The sequence below is a fragment of the Halomonas sp. B23F22_10 genome, from assembly GCF_043496975.1.
Classification (GTDB): domain Bacteria; phylum Pseudomonadota; class Gammaproteobacteria; order Pseudomonadales; family Halomonadaceae; genus Halomonas; species Halomonas smyrnensis.
The window spans coordinates 62,104-82,094 of record NZ_JBIEKF010000003.1 but is presented as its reverse complement, the minus strand read 5'-3'; the positions used below and the strand labels follow the sequence as shown (position 1 = coordinate 82,094).

Annotated in this window: 18 protein-coding genes; 5 read left to right on the top strand and 13 right to left on the bottom strand. The window is 69.6% G+C overall.

Going from position 1 to position 19,991, the window contains the following annotated elements:
- Nucleotides 1–41: 41 nt before the first annotated feature.
- The 8 genes from pcaG to ACGTNF_RS07430 form a co-directional block, all read right to left on the bottom strand.
- Nucleotides 42–674 (bottom strand): protocatechuate 3,4-dioxygenase subunit alpha, encoded by a 633-nt coding sequence (gene pcaG / locus ACGTNF_RS07465; RefSeq protein WP_394601142.1) that lies wholly within the window; start codon nt 672–674, stop codon nt 42–44.
- A 40-nt stretch (nt 675–714) separates the two neighbouring features.
- Complete coding sequence (gene pcaH, locus ACGTNF_RS07460) at nt 715–1,455, bottom strand: protocatechuate 3,4-dioxygenase subunit beta (RefSeq protein ID WP_394601141.1); 741 nt, start codon at nt 1,453–1,455, stop codon at nt 715–717.
- 148 nt (nt 1,456–1,603) lie between these two features.
- Entirely contained in the window at nt 1,604–2,521 is a 918-nt protein-coding gene (pcaQ, locus tag ACGTNF_RS07455; RefSeq protein WP_394601140.1) for a pca operon transcription factor PcaQ, read from the bottom strand.
- Between the two features lie 16 nt (nt 2,522–2,537).
- Complete coding sequence (locus ACGTNF_RS07450) at nt 2,538–3,722, bottom strand: alpha/beta fold hydrolase (protein ID WP_394601139.1); 1,185 nt, start codon at nt 3,720–3,722, stop codon at nt 2,538–2,540.
- 69 nt (nt 3,723–3,791) lie between these two features.
- Nucleotides 3,792–5,000 carry a 3-oxoadipyl-CoA thiolase gene (gene pcaF, locus ACGTNF_RS07445; protein ID WP_394601138.1) on the bottom strand — a complete coding sequence of 403 codons (1,209 nt, stop codon included), beginning with the start codon at nt 4,998–5,000 and terminating at the stop codon, nt 3,792–3,794.
- A 16-nt stretch (nt 5,001–5,016) separates the two neighbouring features.
- Nucleotides 5,017–5,805 carry a CoA-transferase subunit beta gene (locus ACGTNF_RS07440; RefSeq protein ID WP_444875009.1) on the bottom strand — a complete coding sequence of 263 codons (789 nt, stop codon included), beginning with the start codon at nt 5,803–5,805 and terminating at the stop codon, nt 5,017–5,019.
- Complete coding sequence (locus ACGTNF_RS07435) at nt 5,805–6,623, bottom strand: CoA transferase subunit A (protein ID WP_394601137.1); 819 nt, start codon at nt 6,621–6,623, stop codon at nt 5,805–5,807. Before ACGTNF_RS07435 ends, ACGTNF_RS07440 begins: the two co-directional genes overlap by 1 nt.
- Nucleotides 6,624–6,854: 231 nt before the next feature.
- The gene (locus ACGTNF_RS07430) at nt 6,855–8,210 is read right to left on the bottom strand and encodes a lyase family protein (RefSeq protein ID WP_394601136.1); all 1,356 of its coding nucleotides are present in this window, start codon (nt 8,208–8,210) and stop codon (nt 6,855–6,857) included.
- Nucleotides 8,211–8,363: 153 nt separating this feature from the next.
- Here ACGTNF_RS07430 and ACGTNF_RS07425 point away from each other — a divergent pair, with 153 nt between their 5' ends.
- Nucleotides 8,364–9,143 (top strand): IclR family transcriptional regulator domain-containing protein, encoded by a 780-nt coding sequence (locus ACGTNF_RS07425; protein WP_394601135.1) that lies wholly within the window; start codon nt 8,364–8,366, stop codon nt 9,141–9,143.
- A 35-nt stretch (nt 9,144–9,178) separates the two neighbouring features.
- A complete protein-coding gene (locus ACGTNF_RS07420) occupies nt 9,179–10,132 on the top strand; it encodes an AEC family transporter (RefSeq protein ID WP_394601134.1) in 954 nt (317 codons plus the stop codon).
- 58 nt (nt 10,133–10,190) lie between these two features.
- Here the strand turns inward: ACGTNF_RS07420 and aroQ are convergent, their stop codons facing one another.
- Together aroQ and ACGTNF_RS07410 are read right to left on the bottom strand one after the other, a co-directional pair.
- Nucleotides 10,191–10,631 carry a type II 3-dehydroquinate dehydratase gene (aroQ, locus tag ACGTNF_RS07415; RefSeq protein WP_394601133.1) on the bottom strand — a complete coding sequence of 147 codons (441 nt, stop codon included), beginning with the start codon at nt 10,629–10,631 and terminating at the stop codon, nt 10,191–10,193.
- Complete coding sequence (locus ACGTNF_RS07410; protein WP_394601132.1) at nt 10,628–11,494, bottom strand: shikimate dehydrogenase family protein; 867 nt, start codon at nt 11,492–11,494, stop codon at nt 10,628–10,630. The genes aroQ and ACGTNF_RS07410 overlap by 4 nt, the downstream gene beginning before the upstream one ends.
- 245 nt (nt 11,495–11,739) lie before the next feature.
- Between ACGTNF_RS07410 and ACGTNF_RS07405 the strand changes: the two genes are divergently transcribed.
- From ACGTNF_RS07405 to ACGTNF_RS07395, 3 genes are all read left to right on the top strand, one after another.
- Nucleotides 11,740–12,741: a Bug family tripartite tricarboxylate transporter substrate binding protein gene (locus tag ACGTNF_RS07405; RefSeq protein ID WP_394601131.1), complete on the top strand. Its 1,002-nt coding sequence runs from the start codon at nt 11,740–11,742 to the stop codon at nt 12,739–12,741.
- 80 nt (nt 12,742–12,821) lie between these two features.
- Nucleotides 12,822–13,295 (top strand): tripartite tricarboxylate transporter TctB family protein, encoded by a 474-nt coding sequence (locus tag ACGTNF_RS07400; protein WP_394601130.1) that lies wholly within the window; start codon nt 12,822–12,824, stop codon nt 13,293–13,295.
- Nucleotides 13,296–13,310: 15 nt separating this feature from the next.
- On the top strand, nt 13,311–14,813 hold the full coding sequence (locus tag ACGTNF_RS07395; RefSeq protein ID WP_394601129.1) for a tripartite tricarboxylate transporter permease: 1,503 nt from the start codon (nt 13,311–13,313) through the stop codon (nt 14,811–14,813).
- Nucleotides 14,814–14,898: 85 nt separating this feature from the next.
- On the opposite strand, the gene glnE is transcribed toward ACGTNF_RS07395, so the two are convergent.
- The 3 genes from glnE to dacB form a co-directional block, all read right to left on the bottom strand.
- On the bottom strand, nt 14,899–17,877 hold the full coding sequence (gene glnE, locus ACGTNF_RS07390; protein ID WP_394601128.1) for a bifunctional [glutamate--ammonia ligase]-adenylyl-L-tyrosine phosphorylase/[glutamate--ammonia-ligase] adenylyltransferase: 2,979 nt from the start codon (nt 17,875–17,877) through the stop codon (nt 14,899–14,901).
- Nucleotides 17,878–17,956: 79 nt separating this feature from the next.
- A complete protein-coding gene (locus ACGTNF_RS07385) occupies nt 17,957–18,328 on the bottom strand; it encodes a diacylglycerol kinase (protein WP_016855253.1) in 372 nt (123 codons plus the stop codon).
- Nucleotides 18,329–18,412: 84 nt separating this feature from the next.
- Nucleotides 18,413–19,855 carry a D-alanyl-D-alanine carboxypeptidase/D-alanyl-D-alanine endopeptidase gene (dacB, locus tag ACGTNF_RS07380; RefSeq protein ID WP_394601127.1) on the bottom strand — a complete coding sequence of 481 codons (1,443 nt, stop codon included), beginning with the start codon at nt 19,853–19,855 and terminating at the stop codon, nt 18,413–18,415.
- Nucleotides 19,856–19,991: the final 136 nt, after the last annotated feature.

Here is a 19,991-nt window from a genome sequence, read left to right as displayed (position 1 = left end):
GGCCTTTCGCGTCCTGTGGACGGCTGTGTTCGGTGCTGCGTCTAGAAGTCGAAGAACACCGTCTCGCCCTCGCCCTGCAGGCGGATGTCGAAGCGATAGCGCACCCGGCCATCGGCCTCCTCGCGCCGGGCGATCAGCGTCTGGCGGCGGGCCGGGGATTCGACGGCGTTCAGCACCGGGCAGGCGGCGTTGGCCTCGGCCTCGTCCTCGAAGTAGAGGCGCGTCTGCAGGTGGATGTTCACGCCGCGGGCGAAGATCGCCAGGTTGATGTGCGGCGCCATCACCCGCCCGTCGCCGCGGGTGACGGCGCCCGGCTTGATGGTTTCGAGGCGCCACTCGCTGGCGCCCTCGGCGGTGGTGGCGGTGCGGCCGAAGCCGTTGAACGGCTGCTCAAGGTCGAACTCGGGCCGGTACTCGCCCCGGGCGTCGGCCTGCCAGGCCTCGAGCAGGGCGTCGCGCACCAGGTCGCCGTTGCCGTCGATGACGGTGCCGACCACTTCGATGTGCTCGCCCTCGGCCTCGGGCCGGGCCATGCGGTTCCAGATTTCCTCGTCACGCTCCGGCAGGCCGGCCACGTCCAGGGCTAGGCCGATATGCACGTACGGGCCGGCGGTCTGGGACGCGGTCTCGCGAAGCATCAGCTCGGCGGTGGGCTGGGAATTGGGCTGTTTCATGAGGGTCCCCTGATCCTGTATCACTGATTCTCGAACCAGCTCATTGATTTTCGAAATAGGTCTGCAGCTCGCCGCGTACCACCAGGTCGAAGCGGTAGGCCAGGCAGTCCATGGGGCGGCTGCGCGCCATGTCGAGACGACCGGTCATGGTCTCGACGGCTTCGGGGTCGCGCAGGGTCTGCACGATCGGGCACAGCGGGATCAGCGGATCGCCCTCGAAGTACATCTGGGTGATCAGGCGCGTGGAGATTGAAGGCCCCATCACCGAGACGTGGATATGCGCCGGGCGCCAGGTATTGATGCCGTTGCCCCAGGGGTAGGGGCCGGGCTTGATGGTGCGGAAGCGGTACCAGCCCTGCTCGTCGGTGAGGCAGCGGCCCACGCCGCCGAAATTGGGGTCGAGCGGTGCCAGGTAGCCGTCCTTCTTGTGGCGGTAGCGGCCGCCGGCGTTGGCCTGCCACATCTCCACCAGGGTATGCGGCACCGCCTTGCCGTACTGGTCGACCACGCGGCCGAACATGATGATCCGCTCGCCCGCCGGCAGGCCGGCACTGCCCGCCAGGGCGGGATCCTCGCGGAAGTTCATCAGCAGGTCGTTGTCGTGGCGCCCCATGCGCAGCCGGCGGAAGTCAGGGCCGGTCAGCTCGGAGGCGCTGGGCGTCTGCAGGCTGACCAGGGACTGGCTCGGCGAGCGGGCGACGCTGGTCTTGTAGCCGGGGGCATAGGCCGGGGGATGCCAGTCACGGTCGCGCTCCACGAAGCGCTTGTTGTCGTTTTGCATCTCGAGTTCTCTTGCTGGCGTGAAGTAGGACGACGCACCGCGGGCGCGCCGGACCGATATCGGCAGTGTGGCGCCCTGCCTCAGGGCTGCCAATTGACGTCTCGCCGAGACCCCATAACCCTATGGTTATGGGTTGAGCATCATCACATCAGCGCTCGGAGGCCGTCTCGCGCAGCGCCTCGCAGAAGGCCTCCAGCGCCAGCGAGGGCTGCATGCTGGCGTTGATGCACAGCCCCACCGAACCGCCCTGCCCCTCCAGCGGCAGCGACAGCTCGACCAGTCGGCCGGCCTCGAGCTCCTCGATCACCGCCTCCCGGGGCGCCACCCAGATCGCCTCGCTGTCGCGGGTGTAGCCCAGGCTCACCGGCAGCGACAGGGTCTCCAGCAGCCGGCCGGGTCGCTCCAGCCCATGGCGCACGAAGAAGCTGTCGACCCGCTGACGCAGCGTGGTCTGCGGCGGCGGCAGCACCCAGGGGAATTCGACCAGCCGGCCGGGCGCCAGGGAAGCGACGCCGGCCAGGGGATGGCCGGCGCGCACCACCAGCACCAGCGGCTCGTAGTAGAGATGCTCGAAGGTCAGGTCGCGGATCTCGCGCGCCTCGGTCATGCGCCCCACCACCAGGTCGAGCTCGCCGAGGCGCAGCTGCGAGAGCAGGGAGGCGCTGCGCCCCGTCACCACGTCGACGCCGACCGACTCCGAGGACTGGGCGGCCTGCCAGCGCCGAATGGCCAGGGGCAGCAGGCGGCTCTCCACGGTGGACAGCGCCCCCACGCGCAGCCAGCGCGCCCCCTGATGGGCATCGCCGACCGCGCCGATGCCCTCCTCCAGCGCCCGGATCGCCGGCCCGGCGTGGCGCAGGAAGGTCAGGCCGGACTGGGTCAGCGCCACGCCCTGGGCCCCGCGCTCGAACAGCTCGGCGCCGAGGATCTCCTCGAGCTCGCGGATGGTCTTGGACACGCCCGGCTGGCTGATCGCCAGGCGCTCGGCGGCGCGGGCGAAGCTGCGCTGCCGCGCCACCTCGAGAAAGGCCTGCAGATGGCGCAGCTTGATGCGTGAGCTCAGCATTGGGGCTCCTCCGACGTCAGTCCTGCGCCTCGCCCCAGCCCAGCTGCTTGGCCAGGGCGAAGGCATGATTGGCCGCCGGCACGCCGCCGTAGACGGCCACGTGCATCAGCACCTGGCGCAGCTGGGCCTCGCTGAGGCCGATGCGCCTGGCGGTCTTGAGATGCAGCTCCAGCTCCTCGCGCCCCAGGGCGGCCAGGATGCCAGTGGTGATCATGCTGCGCTCGGCGCGGGTGAGGTCCTCGTTGCCCCACAGCTCGCCCCAGGCCAGACGGGTGATCATCTGCTGGAAGGGCGCGTCGAGGCTGTTGGCGTTCTCGGTGGAGCGCGCCACGTGCGTCTCGCCCAGCACCTGCTTGCGGGTCTCGAGGCCCTCGGCGTAGGCCACGCCCTGCTCGCCGACCCGCGCGCGATCCGCGGCCATCCACTTGAGCAGCCGCTTGGCGACCATCTCCGGGGCCTCCACCGAGGGCACATGGGCGATGCGCTCGATAACCTCGAGCGGCGCGCCGTCGCACTCGGCGGCCAGGGTCTGCAGCGTCTCGGGCGGGGTGGCCATGTCCTCGCTGCCGCCCAGCAGGTGCACGTCGACTCCGTGGCCCTTCAATTGACCGCGGAAGTCGGTGCGACCGAGCATCTCGCACAGCCGCGCGTAGCTCTCGTCGTCGGTGCGGCCCATCTGCACGCGCCAGCCCTGGTCCAGCGCCGGCACGCGCGCCACCAGATCGGGCGCAAACCAGCGCGGTACGATCTCGCCGGCCATCGCCGCCAGGCCCTCTTCGCGCACGCGTCCGGCCCGGGTGGCCCACAGCTCGGCATTGCCGATCACCGCGCCGGTATTGGTCAGGGTCGCCGACAGCAGTCGCTCGGCGTGCGCCTTGAGCAGCTGCTGGCCGATCACGCCGCCGATGGAGGTGCCGACAAAGTGGAAGTGCGCCGCGCCGGCCTGTTCGGCCAGGGCCAGCGCTTCGGCGGCCAGCGCCTCGGGGGTGATCTCGCCGCCGTCGGCCGGCCAGGCCTCGCTGGCGCCGTGGCCGGGCAGGTCCCAGGTCAGCACCCGGTAGCGCGGCAGAAGCGCCGCCAGCAGGTCGTCCCAGACCGCCTGGGTCATGCCCAGCGGATGGGCCAGGATCACCAGCGGATTGGCCTCGGCGCCGAGCAGGCGATAGGCCACGCTGCGTCCGTCGATGTTCAGAAATGCCATGCGTTCTCTCCGTACAGGAAACGGGAAGGGCTGGCGACGCCGGCCCCCGAGACGGTCGAGCGTCTCTTTCTACACTCTCTCGATCAGCGTGGCGATGCCCTGCCCCACGCCGACGCACATGGTGCACAGCGCGTAGCGCTTGCCGGTCTTCTGGAGTTCCACAGCAGCGGTCTGCAGCAGCCGCGCGCCGGACATGCCCAGCGGATGGCCCAGGGCGATGGCGCCGCCGTTGGGATTCACCCGGGGATCGTCGTCGGCAAGACCCAGGTCGCGCATGCAGGCCAGCGCCTGGGCGGCGAAGGCCTCGTTGAGCTCGATGACGTCGATCTCGTCCAGCGACACGCCGGTGCGCTCGAGCAGGCGACGCACGGCCGGCACCGGGCCGTAGCCCATGATGCGCGGCTCGACGCCGGCGGTGGCCATGCCGACAATCCTCGCCATCGGCGTCAGGCCATGCCGCTTCACCGCGGACGCGCTGGCCACCAGCATCGCCGCGGCGCCGTCGTTGACGCCGGAGGCGTTGCCCGCGGTGACGCTGCCGCCCTCGGCCTTGAACGGCGTCGGCAGCCTGGCGAGCTTCTCGACGGTAGTGCCGGCCCGCGGGTGCTCGTCAGTATCGAAGCTCAGCGGCTCCTGCTTGCGGCGCGGGATCTCGATGGCGACGATCTCCTCGGCGAAGCGACCGGCCTCTTGTGCCTTGGCGACCTTGGCCTGGGAGCGCGCGGCGAAGGCGTCCTGATCCTCGCGGGAGATGCCGAACTGCTCGGCGACGTTCTCCGCGGTCTCGGGCATCGAGTGGGTCTCGTAGACCTTCTTCATCAGCGGATTGACGAAGCGCCAGCCGATGGTGGTGTCCTCGATCTGCTGGCCACGGGCATAGGCGCTCTCGGCCTTGCCCATCACGTAGGGCGCGCGGGACATGGACTCCACGCCGCCGGCCAGGGCCAGGTCCATCTCGCCGGCCTTGATGGCGCGGAAGGCGGTGCCCACCGCGTCCATGCCCGAGCCGCACAGACGGTTCATGGTGGTGCCGGGGATGGATGCCGGAAGGCCCGCCAGCAGCGACGACATGCGCGCCACGTTGCGGTTGTCCTCACCGGCCTGGTTGGCGCAGCCCATGAAGACTTCCTCGATTGCCGCGGCCTCGAGCTTAGGCGCCTCGGCCAGCACCGCCTTGAAGATGTCGGCGGCCAGGTCGTCGGGGCGCCGGCTTGCCAGGGTGCCGCCGAAGCGGCCGATGGCGCTGCGGCGGGGATGACAGAGATAGACGTCGGTCATGCGGTGATCTCCTGGTTTACTGGCCCGCGTGGGCTTGAGCGGTGCGATCCTTGAGCGCGCGCAGCACCTCGAGTTCATGGGCGCTAGGCTCCGGGGTGCTCTCCAGGGTCTCGGCGAAGCGGATCTCCCAGCCGGTGGCCTCCTGGACCTGCCCGGCGGTCACGCCCGGGTGCAGCGACACTACCACCAGCTCCTTGGTCTCGGGGTCCGGCTTCATCACGCACAGGTCGGTGATCACCCGGGTCGGGCCCTTGCCGATGTTGGGCACGCCATCGCGGCCCTTGCCGTCGCGGCCGAAGCCCAGGGTGGTGATGAAATCGACCTGGTCGACGAAGGCGCGCTTGGAGTGCTTGAGGGTGATGAACACCTCGCCCGCGTTGGTCGCGATCTCCGGCGCCCCGCCGCCGCCCGGCAGGCGCACCTTGGGCGAGGTGTAGTCGCCAATCAGGGTGGTGTTGAGGTTGCAGTAGCGATCGATCTGGGCGGTGCCGAGGAAGCCGACGTTGATCTTGCCGCCCTGCAGCCAGTAGCGGAACATCTCCGGCACCGAGACGGTGGTCAGCGCGGTCTCGCACAGTTCGCCGTCGCCGATCGACAGCGGCAGCACCTCGGGCCTGGTCTGCAGGGTGCCGGATTCGTAGATCAGCACCACGTCCGGGGCGTGGGTCAGGCGCGCCAGGTTGGCGGCCTCGCTGGGCAGGCCGATGCCGACGAAGCAGGTGGTGCCGTTCTCCAGCGCCCGCGCGGCGGTCACCGTCATCATCTCGCCGGCGGTGTAGTCCAGGCTCTTCTCGACGTGGCTCATCAGGCATTCCCCCCGGCGTTCATGACGTTCTCTTCGATCCACTGAGTGAAGGCATCGCGGTCGCGGGCGATGGCGTCCCACTCCTTGTAGAAGCGGTTGTTGCGCGGGTAGTAGCCGTGCGCGTAGGACGGCAGCGAGCCCTGCTCGGCCACGGCGATGGCGTCGATGGCCCAGCCCGGGATCACGCAGGCGTTGGGATGGGTGTCGAGATCGTCGACGATCTCCTCGACCGTGACGATGCTGTGCGTGGCGGCCAGTATCGCCTCCTTCTGCACGCCGACGATGCCCTCGACCAGCACATTGCCGGCGCGGTCGGCCTTCTGGGCGTGGACGATAGAGACGTCGGGGCGCACGGACGGCACCGCGGCCAGGCGCTCGCCGGTGAAGGGGCACTCGATGAACTTGATCTGGTCGTTGACGTTGGGCAGCTCGCTGCCGACGTAGCCGCGCAGCACGGCCAGCGGCAGCCCGGCGGCGCCGGCCTCGAAGGCACAGGCCATGGCGGCGTGACTGTGCTCGAGGATCTCGACCCTGTGCGGCCAGCCCTTCTCCACCGCGTCGCGCAGGCGGTGCAGCGAGCCCACGCCGGGGTTGCCGCCCCAGGAGAAGATCACCTTCCTGGCGCAGCCGGCGCCGATCAGCTGGTCGTAGACCAGGTCCGGCGTCATGCGGATCAGGGTCAGGTCGCGCTTGCCCTGGCGGATGACTTCGTGCCCGGCGGCGAAGGGAATCAGGTGGGTGAAGCCCTCCATGGCCACGGTGGCGCCGTCTTCGACGTAGCGCGCCACCGCGTCATGCAGGCTGAGGATCTCGGCCATGATAGTCGCCTCTTGAGGGGAACGCCCGGATCGAGGAGTGTGCAGGGATCGCCGGCGTTCACGGTTGCTGTTCGATCTCCATGCACGCTGAAAGTTCGCTATGCGCACATAGATTTGCAGTACGAACAAATTAATCCGCACGCCCGGCGGCGTCAAACGCCGGAAACGCCAGGAGCCGGCATGGCCGGCTCCTGGTATCGATCGAATTTCGATTATTTTTCAAACATTTACTCAGCCTTCTAGCCAGCGAGCCGCACGCGCGACCTGGGCCTTGCTGCTACCAAGGTATAAGGCTGGATCCGTGGCGGCCTCGAGCTCATCACGGGTGATCGCGCCCGCCAGCTCGGGGTGCCGCTCCCCCAGCAGTGCCTCCAGGGCCTGCGCATAGGGGCAAGCCGCCTGTCGGGCGCGCTCGGCCGCGTCCGCCGCCAACGCCTTGGCGGCATCGGGCCCCAGCTGCGGCGTCAGCCGCCGCGCCACCGGCTCGGCCATGATCGCGCCGCCGGTCACCGCGAGATTGCGGCGCATGGCCTCGGCGTTGACCTCCAGCCCCTCGAGCAGCACGGCGGCCTGCTCCAGCGCGCCTTCCAGCAGCAGCACACCGTCGACCAGCGGCGTCCACTCGGCGTGCCACTCGCCGAGCCCACGCTCCAGCGGCTGCGCCGTGGCGTTGAGGATCACCGAGGCATGGCCATGGATCCGGCGGCAGGCCCCGCGGATCATCGCGCAGCGCACCGGATTGCGCTTGTGGGGCATCGACGACGATTCGCCCATGCCCTCGCCGGCGGGTTCTGCCACCTCACCCAGCTCGGTCTGGGTCAGCAGCGAGACGTCCAGCGCCAGCTTCTCGGCGGCACCGGCCAGCGCATCGACGGCGCTGGCCAGGGCATGGATCGGCTGGCGATCGGTGTGCCAGGGCAGCACCGGCGCCACCAGGCCGAGCCGCGCGGCGAGGCCGTCCATGACGCCGAGGCCGAGGCCCTCCCGGCCCGGCCCGTCTAAACCCGAGTGCACGCCCACCGCACCGCCGAACTGCACCGGCAGCGGCAGCCCGGCCAGCCGCCGGCGCCCCTCCTCGAGGCCCAGCGCCCAGTGCGCCACCTTGACACCGAAGGTGATCGGCAGCGCCTGCTGCATCAGCGTGCGCCCCACCATCACGGTCTCGTCGTGGCGCGACATCAGCGCGATGCCGGCGGCTCGACAGCGCTCCAGCAACGCGTCGAGCCGCGCCAGCCTCGGCGCGAGCAGCAGCATCAGGGCGCTGTCGACCACGTCCTGGCTGGTGGCGCCGAGGTGCCAGTAGCGCTTGAGATCGTCGGGCAGCGCGGCGCGGCCGGCCTTGACGAAGGGAATGGCGGCGTTGCCGCCGCTGGCGATGCCCGCGGTGATGGCGGGCACGTCGAAGGCATGCCCCTCCAGATGGGCCCTCATGCGCTCGGCGGTGCCGGCGGGGATGGCGCCCTCGGCCTCCTGGGTCTCGACCAGGGCCAGCTCGAAGGCCAGCATCGCGCCGACGAAGTCCTCGTCGCGGCTGGCCGCCTGGGCCTCCTGGCTCATGAAGGGGGACTGGAGCATATCGACGGGCATGGCAGAATCTCCGCGGTGGGCAGGAAGTGGCAATCCAGAGCGACCATGGCGACTCGGACCAAGGTCGTACAAGTGTTCGCATTTCGAACATTATGCTAGATTGTTGGCGGATGCCCCATCAACTCGAGACGGATAACCTGCGATGATGCGCCCATGCAAGACGACACCCTGACACCGGACGATCGCGACTTCGTCACCGCCCTGGCCAGCGGCCTGGAGGTGATCCAGGCCTTCGATGACGACACCCCGCGCATGACGCTGAGCGAGGTCGCGGCCAAGACGGACATGAACCGTGCCCGCGCCCGCCGCTTCCTGCTGACGCTCCATGCCCTGGGCTACGTGCGCAAGCAGCAGCGCCACTTCGAGCTGACGCCCAAGGTGCTGCAGCTCGGCTATTCGTATCTGTCGGCCAACCAGTATCGCGCGGTGATCCAGCAGTATCTGGAAGACATCACCACCGAGATCGGCGAATCCTCGTCGCTGGGGGTGCTGGACGGCGACGAGGTGACCTACGTGTGCCGCTCGTCGGCCCGACACCGCCTGATGGCCATCACCCTGTCGGTCGGCACGCGCCTGCCCGCGGCCTACACCTCCATGGGCCGGGTGCTGCTGGCCCAGCTGCCCGACGACGCGCTCGACGCCTACCTCGAGCGGGTCACGCTCGAGGCCCATACCGAGCGTTCGATCATCGACAAGGCCCAGCTGCGCCACTGCATCGAGCGGGTCCGCCAGCAGGGCTACAGCATCGTCGACCAGGAGCTGGATCCCGGACTGCGCTCCCTGGCGGTGCCGGCCTTCGACGCCACCGGCACGCTGCTCGGCGCCATCAACGTCAGCACCAACGCCGCGCGCATCGACTTCGACACCCTGACCCAGTCGTTCCTGCCGCTGCTGCAGGACAAGGTGCGCCTGATCCGGTCCCACGTCAGCTGAGACCGATTCCCCGGCACGACGGCAGGGAGGCTTACGTGCTCGACATTCTCGCCATCACCACCCCGATCTTCCTGATCATCGGCCTGGGCTATCTGGCCCGGGCCGGCGGCATCATCGAGGCGGCACCGCTGCAGGGCGTCGGCACCTTCGTCATGTACTTCGCGTTGCCAGCACTGGTGATCCGCGCCCTGACCGAGCACCCGCTGGGCGAGGTCTTCGACCCCACCTACCTGCTGGCCTACGGCGGCGGCTCGCTGGCGGTGTTCGCGACCGGGCTGACGCTGGCCATGACGCTGCAGCGCAAGCCGCTAGGCACCGGTGCCATCCAGGCGCTGGGCATGTCGGCGTCCAACAGCGGCTTCATCGGCTATCCGGTGGCGGCCATGGCGCTCGGACCACCCGCGGCGGTCTTCCTGGCCCTGAACATGCTGATCGAGAACCTGCTGATCATCCCGCTGGCGCTGATCCTCGCCGAACTGGGCCACCAGGCCGGCAACGGCCTGCGCGAGACGCTGCACCAGACGGGGCGGCGCCTGGTGCGCAACCCGGTCCTGATCGGGCTCTCCATCGGCGTGCTGCTGTCGGCGACGGGGCTGTCGCTGCCCTCGCCGCTGACCCGGGTCATCGACATGCTGGCCGGCGCCGCCGGCCCCGCCGCGCTGTTCGTGATCGGCGGCTCGCTCTACGGGCTGAAACCCAAGGGCATGGTGCGCGACATCGGCCAGATCGCGGTGGGCAAGCTGGTGCTGCATCCGCTGGCGGTCTTCGGCGCCTTCCTGCTGCTGCCGGACGTCACCCCCACCCTGCTCACCGGCGCGCTGCTGTTCGCCTGCGCCCCGATGATCAGCATCTATCCGCTGCTCGGGCGGCGCTTCGGCCTGGACGACATCGCCGCCGCCACGCTGATGGTCAGCACCCTGACCTCCTTCGTGACCATCAGCCTGATGCTGTGGCTGAGCCGTCATCTGGCGCTCTTCGCCGGGGCCTGATGCGGCCGCAACGCAAGGGCCGACATCATGGCGGCCCCGAAGGGACAGGAAGTGGCTCTCAGCCGGCCACGATCAATGCTTCCAGCGCGGCATGGTAGCCGCGGCTGCCGAGGCCGGCGATCACGCCGTCGGCGCGCAGCGAGACATAGGAGTGATGGCGGAAGCTCTCGCGCTTGTGCACGTTGGACAGATGCACCTCGATGACCCGGCCGTCGAAGGCGTTCAGGGCATCGAGAATCGCCACCGAGGTGTGCGTGTAGGCCGCCGGGTTGATGATGATCGCCCCGGTGCCGTCCAGGCGGGCGGCGTGGATGGCATCGATCAGCTCGCCCTCGTGATTGCTCTGACGGCACTCGATCGTCCAACCGTGATCGGCGGCCTTGGCGCGCAGGGCGTCGTCGATGTCCGCCAGGGTCTCGTGACCGTAGATCTCCGGCTGGCGAGTGCCCAGCAGGTTGAGGTTGGGGCCGTGCAGCACCAGGACCTTGCCCACGCTCATCCGTCATTCTCCTTCAGCAGTTCCCGTTTGTAGTGGGCGAACAGGGCGGCGGCCTGTTCGTCGGCCGCGGCGCGCCTGTCGGCATCCTCGCAGAAGCGCTTGAAGGCGTCCACGCCCTGGAAGACGAACAGGCTGACGCCGCTCATCACGCTGGCCCCGGCCGCCCGGGCGGCGGCGATGAACTCGGTGACCGCCGGCACGTAGACCGCATCGAAGATCCAGTGACGGGCCTCGATCAGCTCGCCGGGCATCGGGCAGCCGGGGCTCTTCTCGTGGCCGATGGGCGTGCAGTTGACCAACCCGTCGCAGCGCGCCACCGCCGCGGCCAGCCGCTCGGGACGAATCCACGAGGCCGGTAAGCCCTCGGCCTCGAGCTCCTCGCAGAGTCCGCGAGCCTTGGCCGCGTCGAGGTCGAGCAGCACGATCTCCTCGGCGCCCAGCCGGCCGAGCCCGAAGGCCACCGCCTTGCCCACGCCGCCGGTGCCGACCAGCAGCACCCGCCCCGGGGCGCGCTCGCCAAGGGTGGCGCGAAAGCCGCTGACGAAGCCGGTGAAGTCGGTGTTCTCGGCGACGATGCGCCCGTCCTCGAACACCAGGGTGTTGGCCGCGCCGACCATGCGGGCGCCCTCGGTGACCGTGTCGGCCAACCGTACGGCATCCTCCTTCCAGGGAAAGGTGACGTTGACGCCGCGATAGCCTTGCGCCATCACCCGGCGCACCTGGCTTGCGAGGGTATCGACAGGCATCTCGTTGGCGTCGAACAGGTCATAGGTGGCAGGAATGCCGGTCAGCTCGCCCAGTCGCACGTGCAGGTCCGGCGCGCTGGACTTCATGATGGCCTTGCCAATCAGGCCCAGTTGCATGGTCTTGTCTCCTGAGCACACCCCGAGGATGCGCGTGATGGCCGAGGGTCTCGTCGGGCGTGGGCACAGACGCAAGAACCGGAGAATGCCAGGCAGCCATTGACAGCTCCAGCGAGCGCGGCAAACTCGTTCGCCGACCAATCAACAGCCGCCCCTCCCCTCCGATCACGGCGCAACATGACACGCCGGGCTCGGATGGTAGGGAACATTAATATAATAAGCCGTTAACCATAGAGAATCTCAAGATGCTCAAATACCTTCTCGCTGGACTGACCATCGCCGCCGGCTCCCTGCCCCTCTCCGGCACGGCACTGGCGGACTATCCGGAGCGCAACCTCAAGGGCACGATCCAGTGGGGCGCCGGTGGCGCTACCGACAACGTCGCCCGCAGCCTCACCCCCCACGTCGAGGACGCTCTGGACACTACCGTGGTGCTGACGAACCGTCCCGGCGGCACCGGCGTGATCGGCATGCACTACGTCATGCAGCAGCGCCCCGACGGCTACAACCTGCTCTACGGCGCCGAGAATCCCCAGCTCTATCGGCTGATGGGCCTGGCCGACTTCGGCTACGACGACATGACGCCGATCAACATCATCGGCCAGGGCCAGGTGGTGATCGCCGCCCCCGCTGACAGCCCCTACGACGACCTCAGTGATCTGCTCGAGGCCGCCCAGGAGGCGCCCGGCACGCTGCGCATGGGCGGCACCGGCGCCGGCGGCCTGCCCAGTACCCTGCACGCCATGATCAACGCCGTGGACGACCTCGACGTGCGTACCGTCACCTTCGGCGGGGACGGCCCCGGCATCACCGCCATGCTCGGCGATCACATCGACTTCATGCCGCTCAGCCTGGCGGCGGCGCGCGAGCATATCCAGGCCGGCAAGCTCAAGGGACTGGCGGTGCTGTCCAGCGACGAGATCGCCTCGCTGCCGGGCGTGCCGCCGATCACCCAGGCGCTGCCGGATATGGCGTCCTTCCTGCCATGGGGCCCGTTCTGGGGCGTCTTCGTGCGCCAGGACACGCCGGACGACATCAAGGCGACCCTCGAGGACGCCTATGCTCAGGCCGTGGATAGCGAGGACTTCCAGACCTTCCTGGCCAACTTCGGCGGCCAGCCGCTGAACCTGCGTGGCGACGAGGCGAAGGCCTACCTCGACAACTGGCAGTCGGTCACCGCCTGGTCGATGTATGACGCCGGCGCCGTCGAGACCTCTCCCGAGGCATTGGGCATTCCCCGCCCCTAGCCCTTACCCGACATGACGGCCCGGGGCCGTCAGACCCGGGGCAGCGAGTCCGCCGCTCGCTGCCCCCGCTGGAGTCTTCCATGAGCCGCACCCCTCCCAAGCTGCAGCCCGGCGAGCGCGCCTTCGACTGGCTGCTGCTGATCTTCAGTCTCGCCGTGTTCCACCAGGCCTACCGGATCACCGGCTTCTCCTCGATCAACTCCGCCGGCGCCTTCCCCATCGCCCTGTCGCTGATCATGATCGCCTCGTCCATCGCCGTGATCGTCAGCCACCGCCGCCGACCGAAACCGGACAGCCACGGCCCGCTCGACGAACTCGTCCGCTTCCTGCGCCAGCACTTCCCACCGGTCGTGCTGGCGTTCTGCGCCCTGACCGTCGCCTATCTGGCGGTCATTCGGCCACTGGGCTTCTTCCCCAGCACCTTCGGCTTCCTGGCACTGAGCTTCGTCTTCCTGCGCCGTGACCGGATCGTCGGCTCGCTGCTGATCTCGGCGTTCGCCATCGCCGTGATCTATGGCCTGTTCACCCTGGTCTTCCGCGTCTATCTTCCCTGATCTCCGAGACTCCCCATGAGTGACACCTTCTCCTATCTGCTGATGGCGTGGCTGGACCCTCAACTGCTGATGCTGACGGCGCTCGGGACCTTCGCCGGCATCTACGTCGGCGCTATCCCCGGGCTATCGGTGACGATGGCGGCCTCGATCCTGATCTCCTTCACTTTCTCGTGGGACATCAATCACGCCCTGGCGCTGATCGTCGGCATCTACTGCGGTGGCGTCTACGGCGGCTCGCGCAGCGCTATCCTGCTGAACATTCCCGGAGCGCCCTCGGCGGTAGTGACCGCCTTCGACGGCTATCCACTGGCCAAGCGCGGCGAGGCCGGCCAGGCGATCGGCCTGAGCACCGTGATGTCAGTGATCGGCGGGCTGCTCGGCACCCTGGTGCTGGCCGGCAGCGCGCCCTTCCTGGCCGACGTGGCCCTCGAGTTCGCGCCCCGCGACTACTTCCTGATTGCGGTCATGGGACTGCTGCTGGTCAGCACCCTGGCCGGCAAGTCTCTGGCCCGCGGCATCTTTTCAGTGGCGCTCGGCGGCATTATCGGGCTGGTCGGCATGGACCCGGTCACCGCCCAGGGTCGCTTCACCATGGGCAGCATCGACCTGATGGGCGGTATCCACTACGTGGTAGTGATGATCGGCCTGTTCGGGGTGGCCGAGGCGTTCTACCAGCTGCACGCCCTGCACCAGGCGCCGGTACGCCAGAAGGTTGATCGCATCGTGCCGGCCCTGGGCATGGTGCTCAAATACCTGCCGCTGTCGATCCGCACCTCGCTGATAGGGGTCATCGTCGGCGCCCTGCCGGGCACCGGCGGCGATATCGCCTCGCTGTTCGCCTATGACCACGCCAAGCGCTCGGTGAAAGCTCCCTCGCGGCCGTTCGGCGATGGCGCCTACGAGGGTCTGGTAGCGCCGGAGACCGCCAACAATGCCGCAGTCGGCGGCGCCTACGTGCCGATGCTGACCCTGGGCATGCCAGGCGACGCAGTGACCGCGATCATCATCGGCGCACTGGTGATCCACGGTCTCAATCCCGGCCCCATGCTGATGGTCGAGTCGCCGCACATCTTCTGGTTCACCGTCGGCAACCTGGCACTGGCCAATATCTTCCTGCTGATCTTCGGGCTGACCGGCATCCGCCTCTTCACCAAGGTGGTGGAGCTGCCCAAGGCGCTGCTGATCCCGCTGATCGTGGTGCTATGCGTGGTCGGCACCTACTCGATCAACAGCAGCATGACCGAGGTCTACTGGATGCTCGGCTTCGGCATTCTCGGCTACTTTCTGAAGATATTCGGCTTCCAGATGGGGCCGATCATCCTCGGCGTTATCCTGGGGCCGCTACTCGACGAGACCTATCGCCAGGCGATGTCCTCGGTGGGCGACAGCGCGACGGCCTTCCTCGCCGCGCTGGTCACCAACCCGCTGTCGCTGCTGCTGACCACCGCGATCGCGCTACTGCTGCTGGGTCAGACCCCGGCTCGGCAGTGGCTGCTCACGCGCTGGCGTCGCGGCTGAGGTTTCTCTCCCGGTAAAAAAGAAGCGCGGCCCTGAGAGCCGCGCTTCTTTCGTCGCGTTGCCAGCCTATCAGGCAGCGGTGGCGTCAGGCGTCTCCTGACGCCGGCTCTAGCAGCCGCCGCCAGACCGCGATCACGGCCTGGCGATGCGCGGCGAAGTCGGCGTTGTCGCCGCGGGCGGGATCGCCGGTCAGCGCCGCACGATGGGCCGCGGTGCGGCAGGCCAGATAGGCCTCGCGCAGGCGCTCGCCGTCCTCGGCGGGCAGCCGCTCGCACTGCTCCAGGGTCTCGAGGATGCGCATGTTGTCGCTCCACTGCAGCAGCGCCGGGCTGTCGTGGGCCATCGCCAGCACCGCGTACTGGCACAGGAACTCGATGTCGACCATGCCGCCCGGATCCTGCTTGAGGTCGAAGTCTTCGCCCTGGCTCGCCAGGTGCTTGCGCATCTTGTGGCGCATCGCCACCACCTCCTCGCGCAGCGCCTCGAGGTCGCGCTCGCGACCGAGGATCTCGCCGCGCACGGCGTCGAAGCCCTCGGCCAGGGCGTCGTGGCCGGCCACCACCCGGGCGCGCACCAGCGCCTGGTGCTCCCAGGTCCAGGCCTCGCGGCGCTGGTAGTCGGCGAAGGCGTCGAGGCTCGACACCAGGAGCCCGGCGTTGCCCGAGGGCCGCAGGCGCATGTCGACCTCGTAGAGGCTGCCGGCCGGGGTCACCGCGGTGAGCAGGTGGATGATGCGCTGGCCGAGGCGGGTGAAGAACACCGCGTTGTCGATCGGCCGGTCGCCGTCGGTGCTGCCGCGGGTGGCGCCGTCGTGGAGGAACACCAGGTCCAGGTCGGAGCCGTAGCCGAGCTCGATGCCGCCGAGCTTGCCGTAGCCGATGATCAGGAATTCCGGCGCCTGGCCGCAGCGCTCGCCGTCGCGGCGCAGCGGGAAGCCGTGCTTGCGGGTCAGGTGCTTCCAGGCCATGGCCAGCACCGTCTCGAGGATCACCTCGGCGATGTAGGTGAGATAGTCGCTGACCTTCATCAAATGGCGGGTGCCGGCGATGTCGGAGGCCGCCACGTGCAGCACCTGGGCGTGCTTGAACACGCGCAGCGCCTCGAGCTCGGCCTCCTCGTCGCCCTCGGGAATCCGCCCCAGGGCCTGGCGCAGCTCGTCGGCCAGCCGCGCCTTGTCGGCCGGGGTGTAGAGGGTGTCCGGGGTCAGCAGCTCATCGAGCAGGATCGGATGGCGGGCCAGCTGCTCGGCGATCCAGGGGCTGGCGCTGCACAGGTGCATCAGATGCTCCAGCGCCTCGGGGTTCTCGCGCAACAGTGCCAGGTAGGCGGTGCGCCGCAGCACCGCCTCGACCAGCGGCAGCACCCGCTGCAGGGCCACGTCGGGCACCTCGCTGTCCGCGGCGGCGTCGAGCAGCAGCGGCATCAGCGCCTCCAGGCGCTCGTAGCCGATGCGCTGCATCGCCTGCACCTGACGCGAGTCGCGCAGCGCGCGCAGGCGGCGGCAGGCGGCGGCCGGATCGGTGAAGCCCGCCTCGCGGAGGCGCGCCTCGGTCTCCTCCTCGCCGGGCTCGCCGCGCCACAGCGCCCGCCACTCCTCGCGCTCGCGGCTGCCCGCCGGGGCAGAGGCATCCTCGTCGGCGTCCTCGGGGTCGGCGATCACCGCGTCGAAGTGGCGGCGGACCCGATCGCGCACCTCGTCGAGCCGCGCCGTCAGCGCCGGCCAGTCCTCCATGTCCAGCGCCAGGGCCACCCGCTCGCGGGCGACTTCCTCGGCCGGCAGGGTCTGGGTCTGGCGATCCTCCAGCGCCTGGATGGCGTGCTCGAGGTCGCGCAGGAAGACGTAGTCGGGGATCAGCTCGTCGACCACCGCGGCGGGCAGCAGGCCCAGGTCCGGCAGGCGCTCAAGCGCCGCCTTCAGCGAGGTGACCTGCAGCTCGGTGTCGCGGCCGCCGCGGATCAGCTGGAAGGCCTGGACCACGAACTCCACCTCGCGGATGCCGCCGGGGCCGAGCTTGATGTTGTCCTGCATGCCGCGGCGGCGCACCTCGCGGTTGATCATCGCCTTGAGCTCGCGCAGCGACTCGATGGCGCCGAAGTCCAGGTAGCGGCGATAAACGAAGGGCCGGATGCTCGCCAGCAGCTCGGCGCCGGCCTCGAGGTCGCCGGCCACCGGGCGCGCCTTGAGCATGGCGTAGCGCTCCCACTCGCGGCCCTGGTCCTGGTAGTAGCTCGCAAGCGAGGCGAAGTTGCCGACCAGCGGGCCGCCGTCGCCCAGCGGGCGCAGGCGCATGTCGACGCGGAAGGCGAAGCCGTCGGCGGTCACCGCGTCCAGCGCGCCGATCAGCTTCTGGCCGATCTTGGTGAAGTATTCCTGGTGCTCGAGCGCCTTGCGCCCGCCCACCGTCTCGCCTTTCTCGGGAAAGGCGAAGATCAGGTCGATGTCGGAGGAGAGGTTGAGCTCGCCGGCGCCGAGCTTGCCCATGCCGAGCACCACCAGGCGCTGCTCGCCGCCGTCGGCGCGCGGCCCGGGGCGCCCCCAGCGCGCCTCGAAGTGGCGTTCGAGCCAACTCAGCGCCTGCTCCAGGCAGGTCTCGGCGAGCCGGGTGACGGCGGCCGCGGTGGCCCACATGTCGATGCCCGGCGGGCGGGTCAGGTCGCGCCACACGATGCCCAGCATGCGCGCCTGGCGGAAGCGGCGCACCGCGGCGTGCATGGCCGCCTCGTCCTCGGCGCTCTCCAGCCGCTCGGCGAGGGCCTCGCTCAGGGCATCGGCGTCCGGCGCGGCGTCCAGCTCGCCCTGCGCATCGAGCCGGGGCAGCCAGTCGGGATGGCGGTTCAGCGTCTCGGCGACGAACTCCGACACCGCCAGCACCCGCGCCAGCTGCTCGCGGCGCTGCGGCGCCAGCGCCGCCCAGCTCTCGCCGGGGCCCTCCTGCTGGCGCATGTCGGCCAGGTTGTCGGCCTGCTCGAGGGCCGTGGCCAGGCGCTCCCGGGCGTGTTGCAGCGGGGCCGCCAGCGGCTCGGGGATGGCATCCAGCGGCAGGAAGTCGTCGGGCAGGGCCATGGGCGTCTCGCATCCGGTTGATCGATGCCCTCAGGATACCCAAGCCGGGGCGCCACGCACTAGCCGGCGCCCGCCCACCTCAGCCCAGGAAGCGATCCCAGGCGATCAGCCCCCAGGTCAGCCCGACGGTCATCAGCGAGATCATCACCGCCGCCGAGCCGATGTCCTTGGCACGCCCCGAGAGGCGGTGGCGCTCCGGGCCGATGCGGTCGACCACGTTCTCGATGGCGCTGTTGAGCAGCTCGACGATCAGCACCAGCAGGCAGCTGCCGATCAGCAGGATCCACTCCACCGGCTCGCGGCCCAGCCACACGGCCAGCGGCACCATCACCAGGCACAGGCCGAGCTCCTGACGGAAGGCGGCCTCGTGGCGGTAGGCCGCCCCGAGGCCCTTGAGGGAATAGCGGGTGGAGTGCACCAGGTGGCGCCAGCCGGTGTGTCCGGGTTTCATCGATAGCATCCATCAGCGTTCGGCGTGGAACGCCGATAGTAGCAGAGCCATATTGGGCAATTGTTACGTCGACGCCGGCGCGGCTCAATGCGCCTCGATCATCGCCGCGAGATCCACCGACAGCCGGTCCAGCACCTGGGACCAGCTCAGGTAGGGCGTCGAGCCGGTGCCGTTGACCAGCACGCTGAACACGCCCCAGCGCCCGGAGCGGGTGCGGAAGTAGCCGGCCGCGGCGCGCACCGACACCGGCTGGTTGAGGGTGCCGGTCTTGAGCATGACGCGGTCCTGGAAGGTCGCCGGGCCGCGGCGGATGAAGCGCATCACGCCGTTGCTCGGCGACTGCAGGGCGGCGACGAAGCTCGGGAACAGCGAGGGCTGGCGGAACATGTGCTCGAGCAGCACGTTCACTCCGGCGGCGCTGGTGCGGTTCTCCGGCGTCAGGCCGCTGCCGCTGTCCAGGCGCAGCGGGCCGTGGCCCGGCAGGCCGCCGACGAAGGCCTCGATGGCATCGCCGCCCTGGCTCAGCGAGGGGCGCGGCGTCGTGGCCAGGTCCAGCGTCAGGGTGTCGGCCATGAAGTTGTTGGAGTAGTTGAGCGTGCGCAGCAGCAGCTCCTGCAGCGGCTTGCCATCCACCGCGGCCAGGCGCGAGGCGCCGGCCGGCGGCTCCAGGGTGGTGGTGACGTGGCCGCCGGCCACCGCGATGCCGGCCTGTTCGAGCATCGCCATCAGGGTGCGGCCCGCCTGCTCGGCGGGGTCCGAGCTGGTGCGATAGAGCTCCCGCGGACGGGCATTGGTGGAGATCTGGCCGGACACCCGCATCACGTCGCCGTCGCCGTCGGTCACCCGCAGCGCCGAGAGCTCGGTGCCGCTGTCGGGCGGCCGGGTCTCGATGCGGTTGTCGATGCGCACCAGGTCGGCCTGGCCGTCGCAGGGCGTGACCCGGGCCGGAGCGCCGGCGGTGCGCGCCGGAGCCACGGTCACGCACCAGTTGCCGTAGTTAACCGCCGCCGAGGAGAGCAGCGCGCTGTAGGCGTTGTCGACCCGACGCTGGCCCTCGCAGCGGTCGGTGGTCAGGCAGGCCACCGGGCCGAAGCGCCACTGGCTGACCACCAGCCGCCCGGTGACCTCGCGCACCCCGGCCTGATGCAGCCGCTGCACCAGCCGCCACAGGTCCTCGCTGGTCAGGGCCGGATCGCCGCCGCCGTCGAGGATCAGATCGCCCTGCAGCACGCCCTCGGCATCGGGCTCGGCGCTGCCGAGCAGCCGCGTGGTGAAGCGGTGCTGGGGGCCGAAGCGCGCGAGCGCCGCCGCCGCGGTGTAGATCTTGGACACCGAGGCCGGCGACAGCTGGCGCTCCGGCGAGAGGCTGCCCAGGGTCTCGCCAGGCCCGCCATTGCCCAGCAGGCGCGCCTCGGCGCCGATGCGAAAGCCGTCATCGGCCAGTTCCTCGAGATGGGAGAAGCCCTGCCCCAGGGCGGTCAGGGGCAGCAGCAACAGCAGGCAGAGCGAGAGACAGCGAGGCAGCATGGGCGTCATCCGTGAGATCGAAGGGCACAGGAGAAAGCGCGGCAGGGCCGCAGTCTACCCGTGCCCCCGATGCGATTCGACCGACCGACACCGATCGGCAAGAAGAGGGGGCGAAAAGCAGAGGAAGACCGGGGAC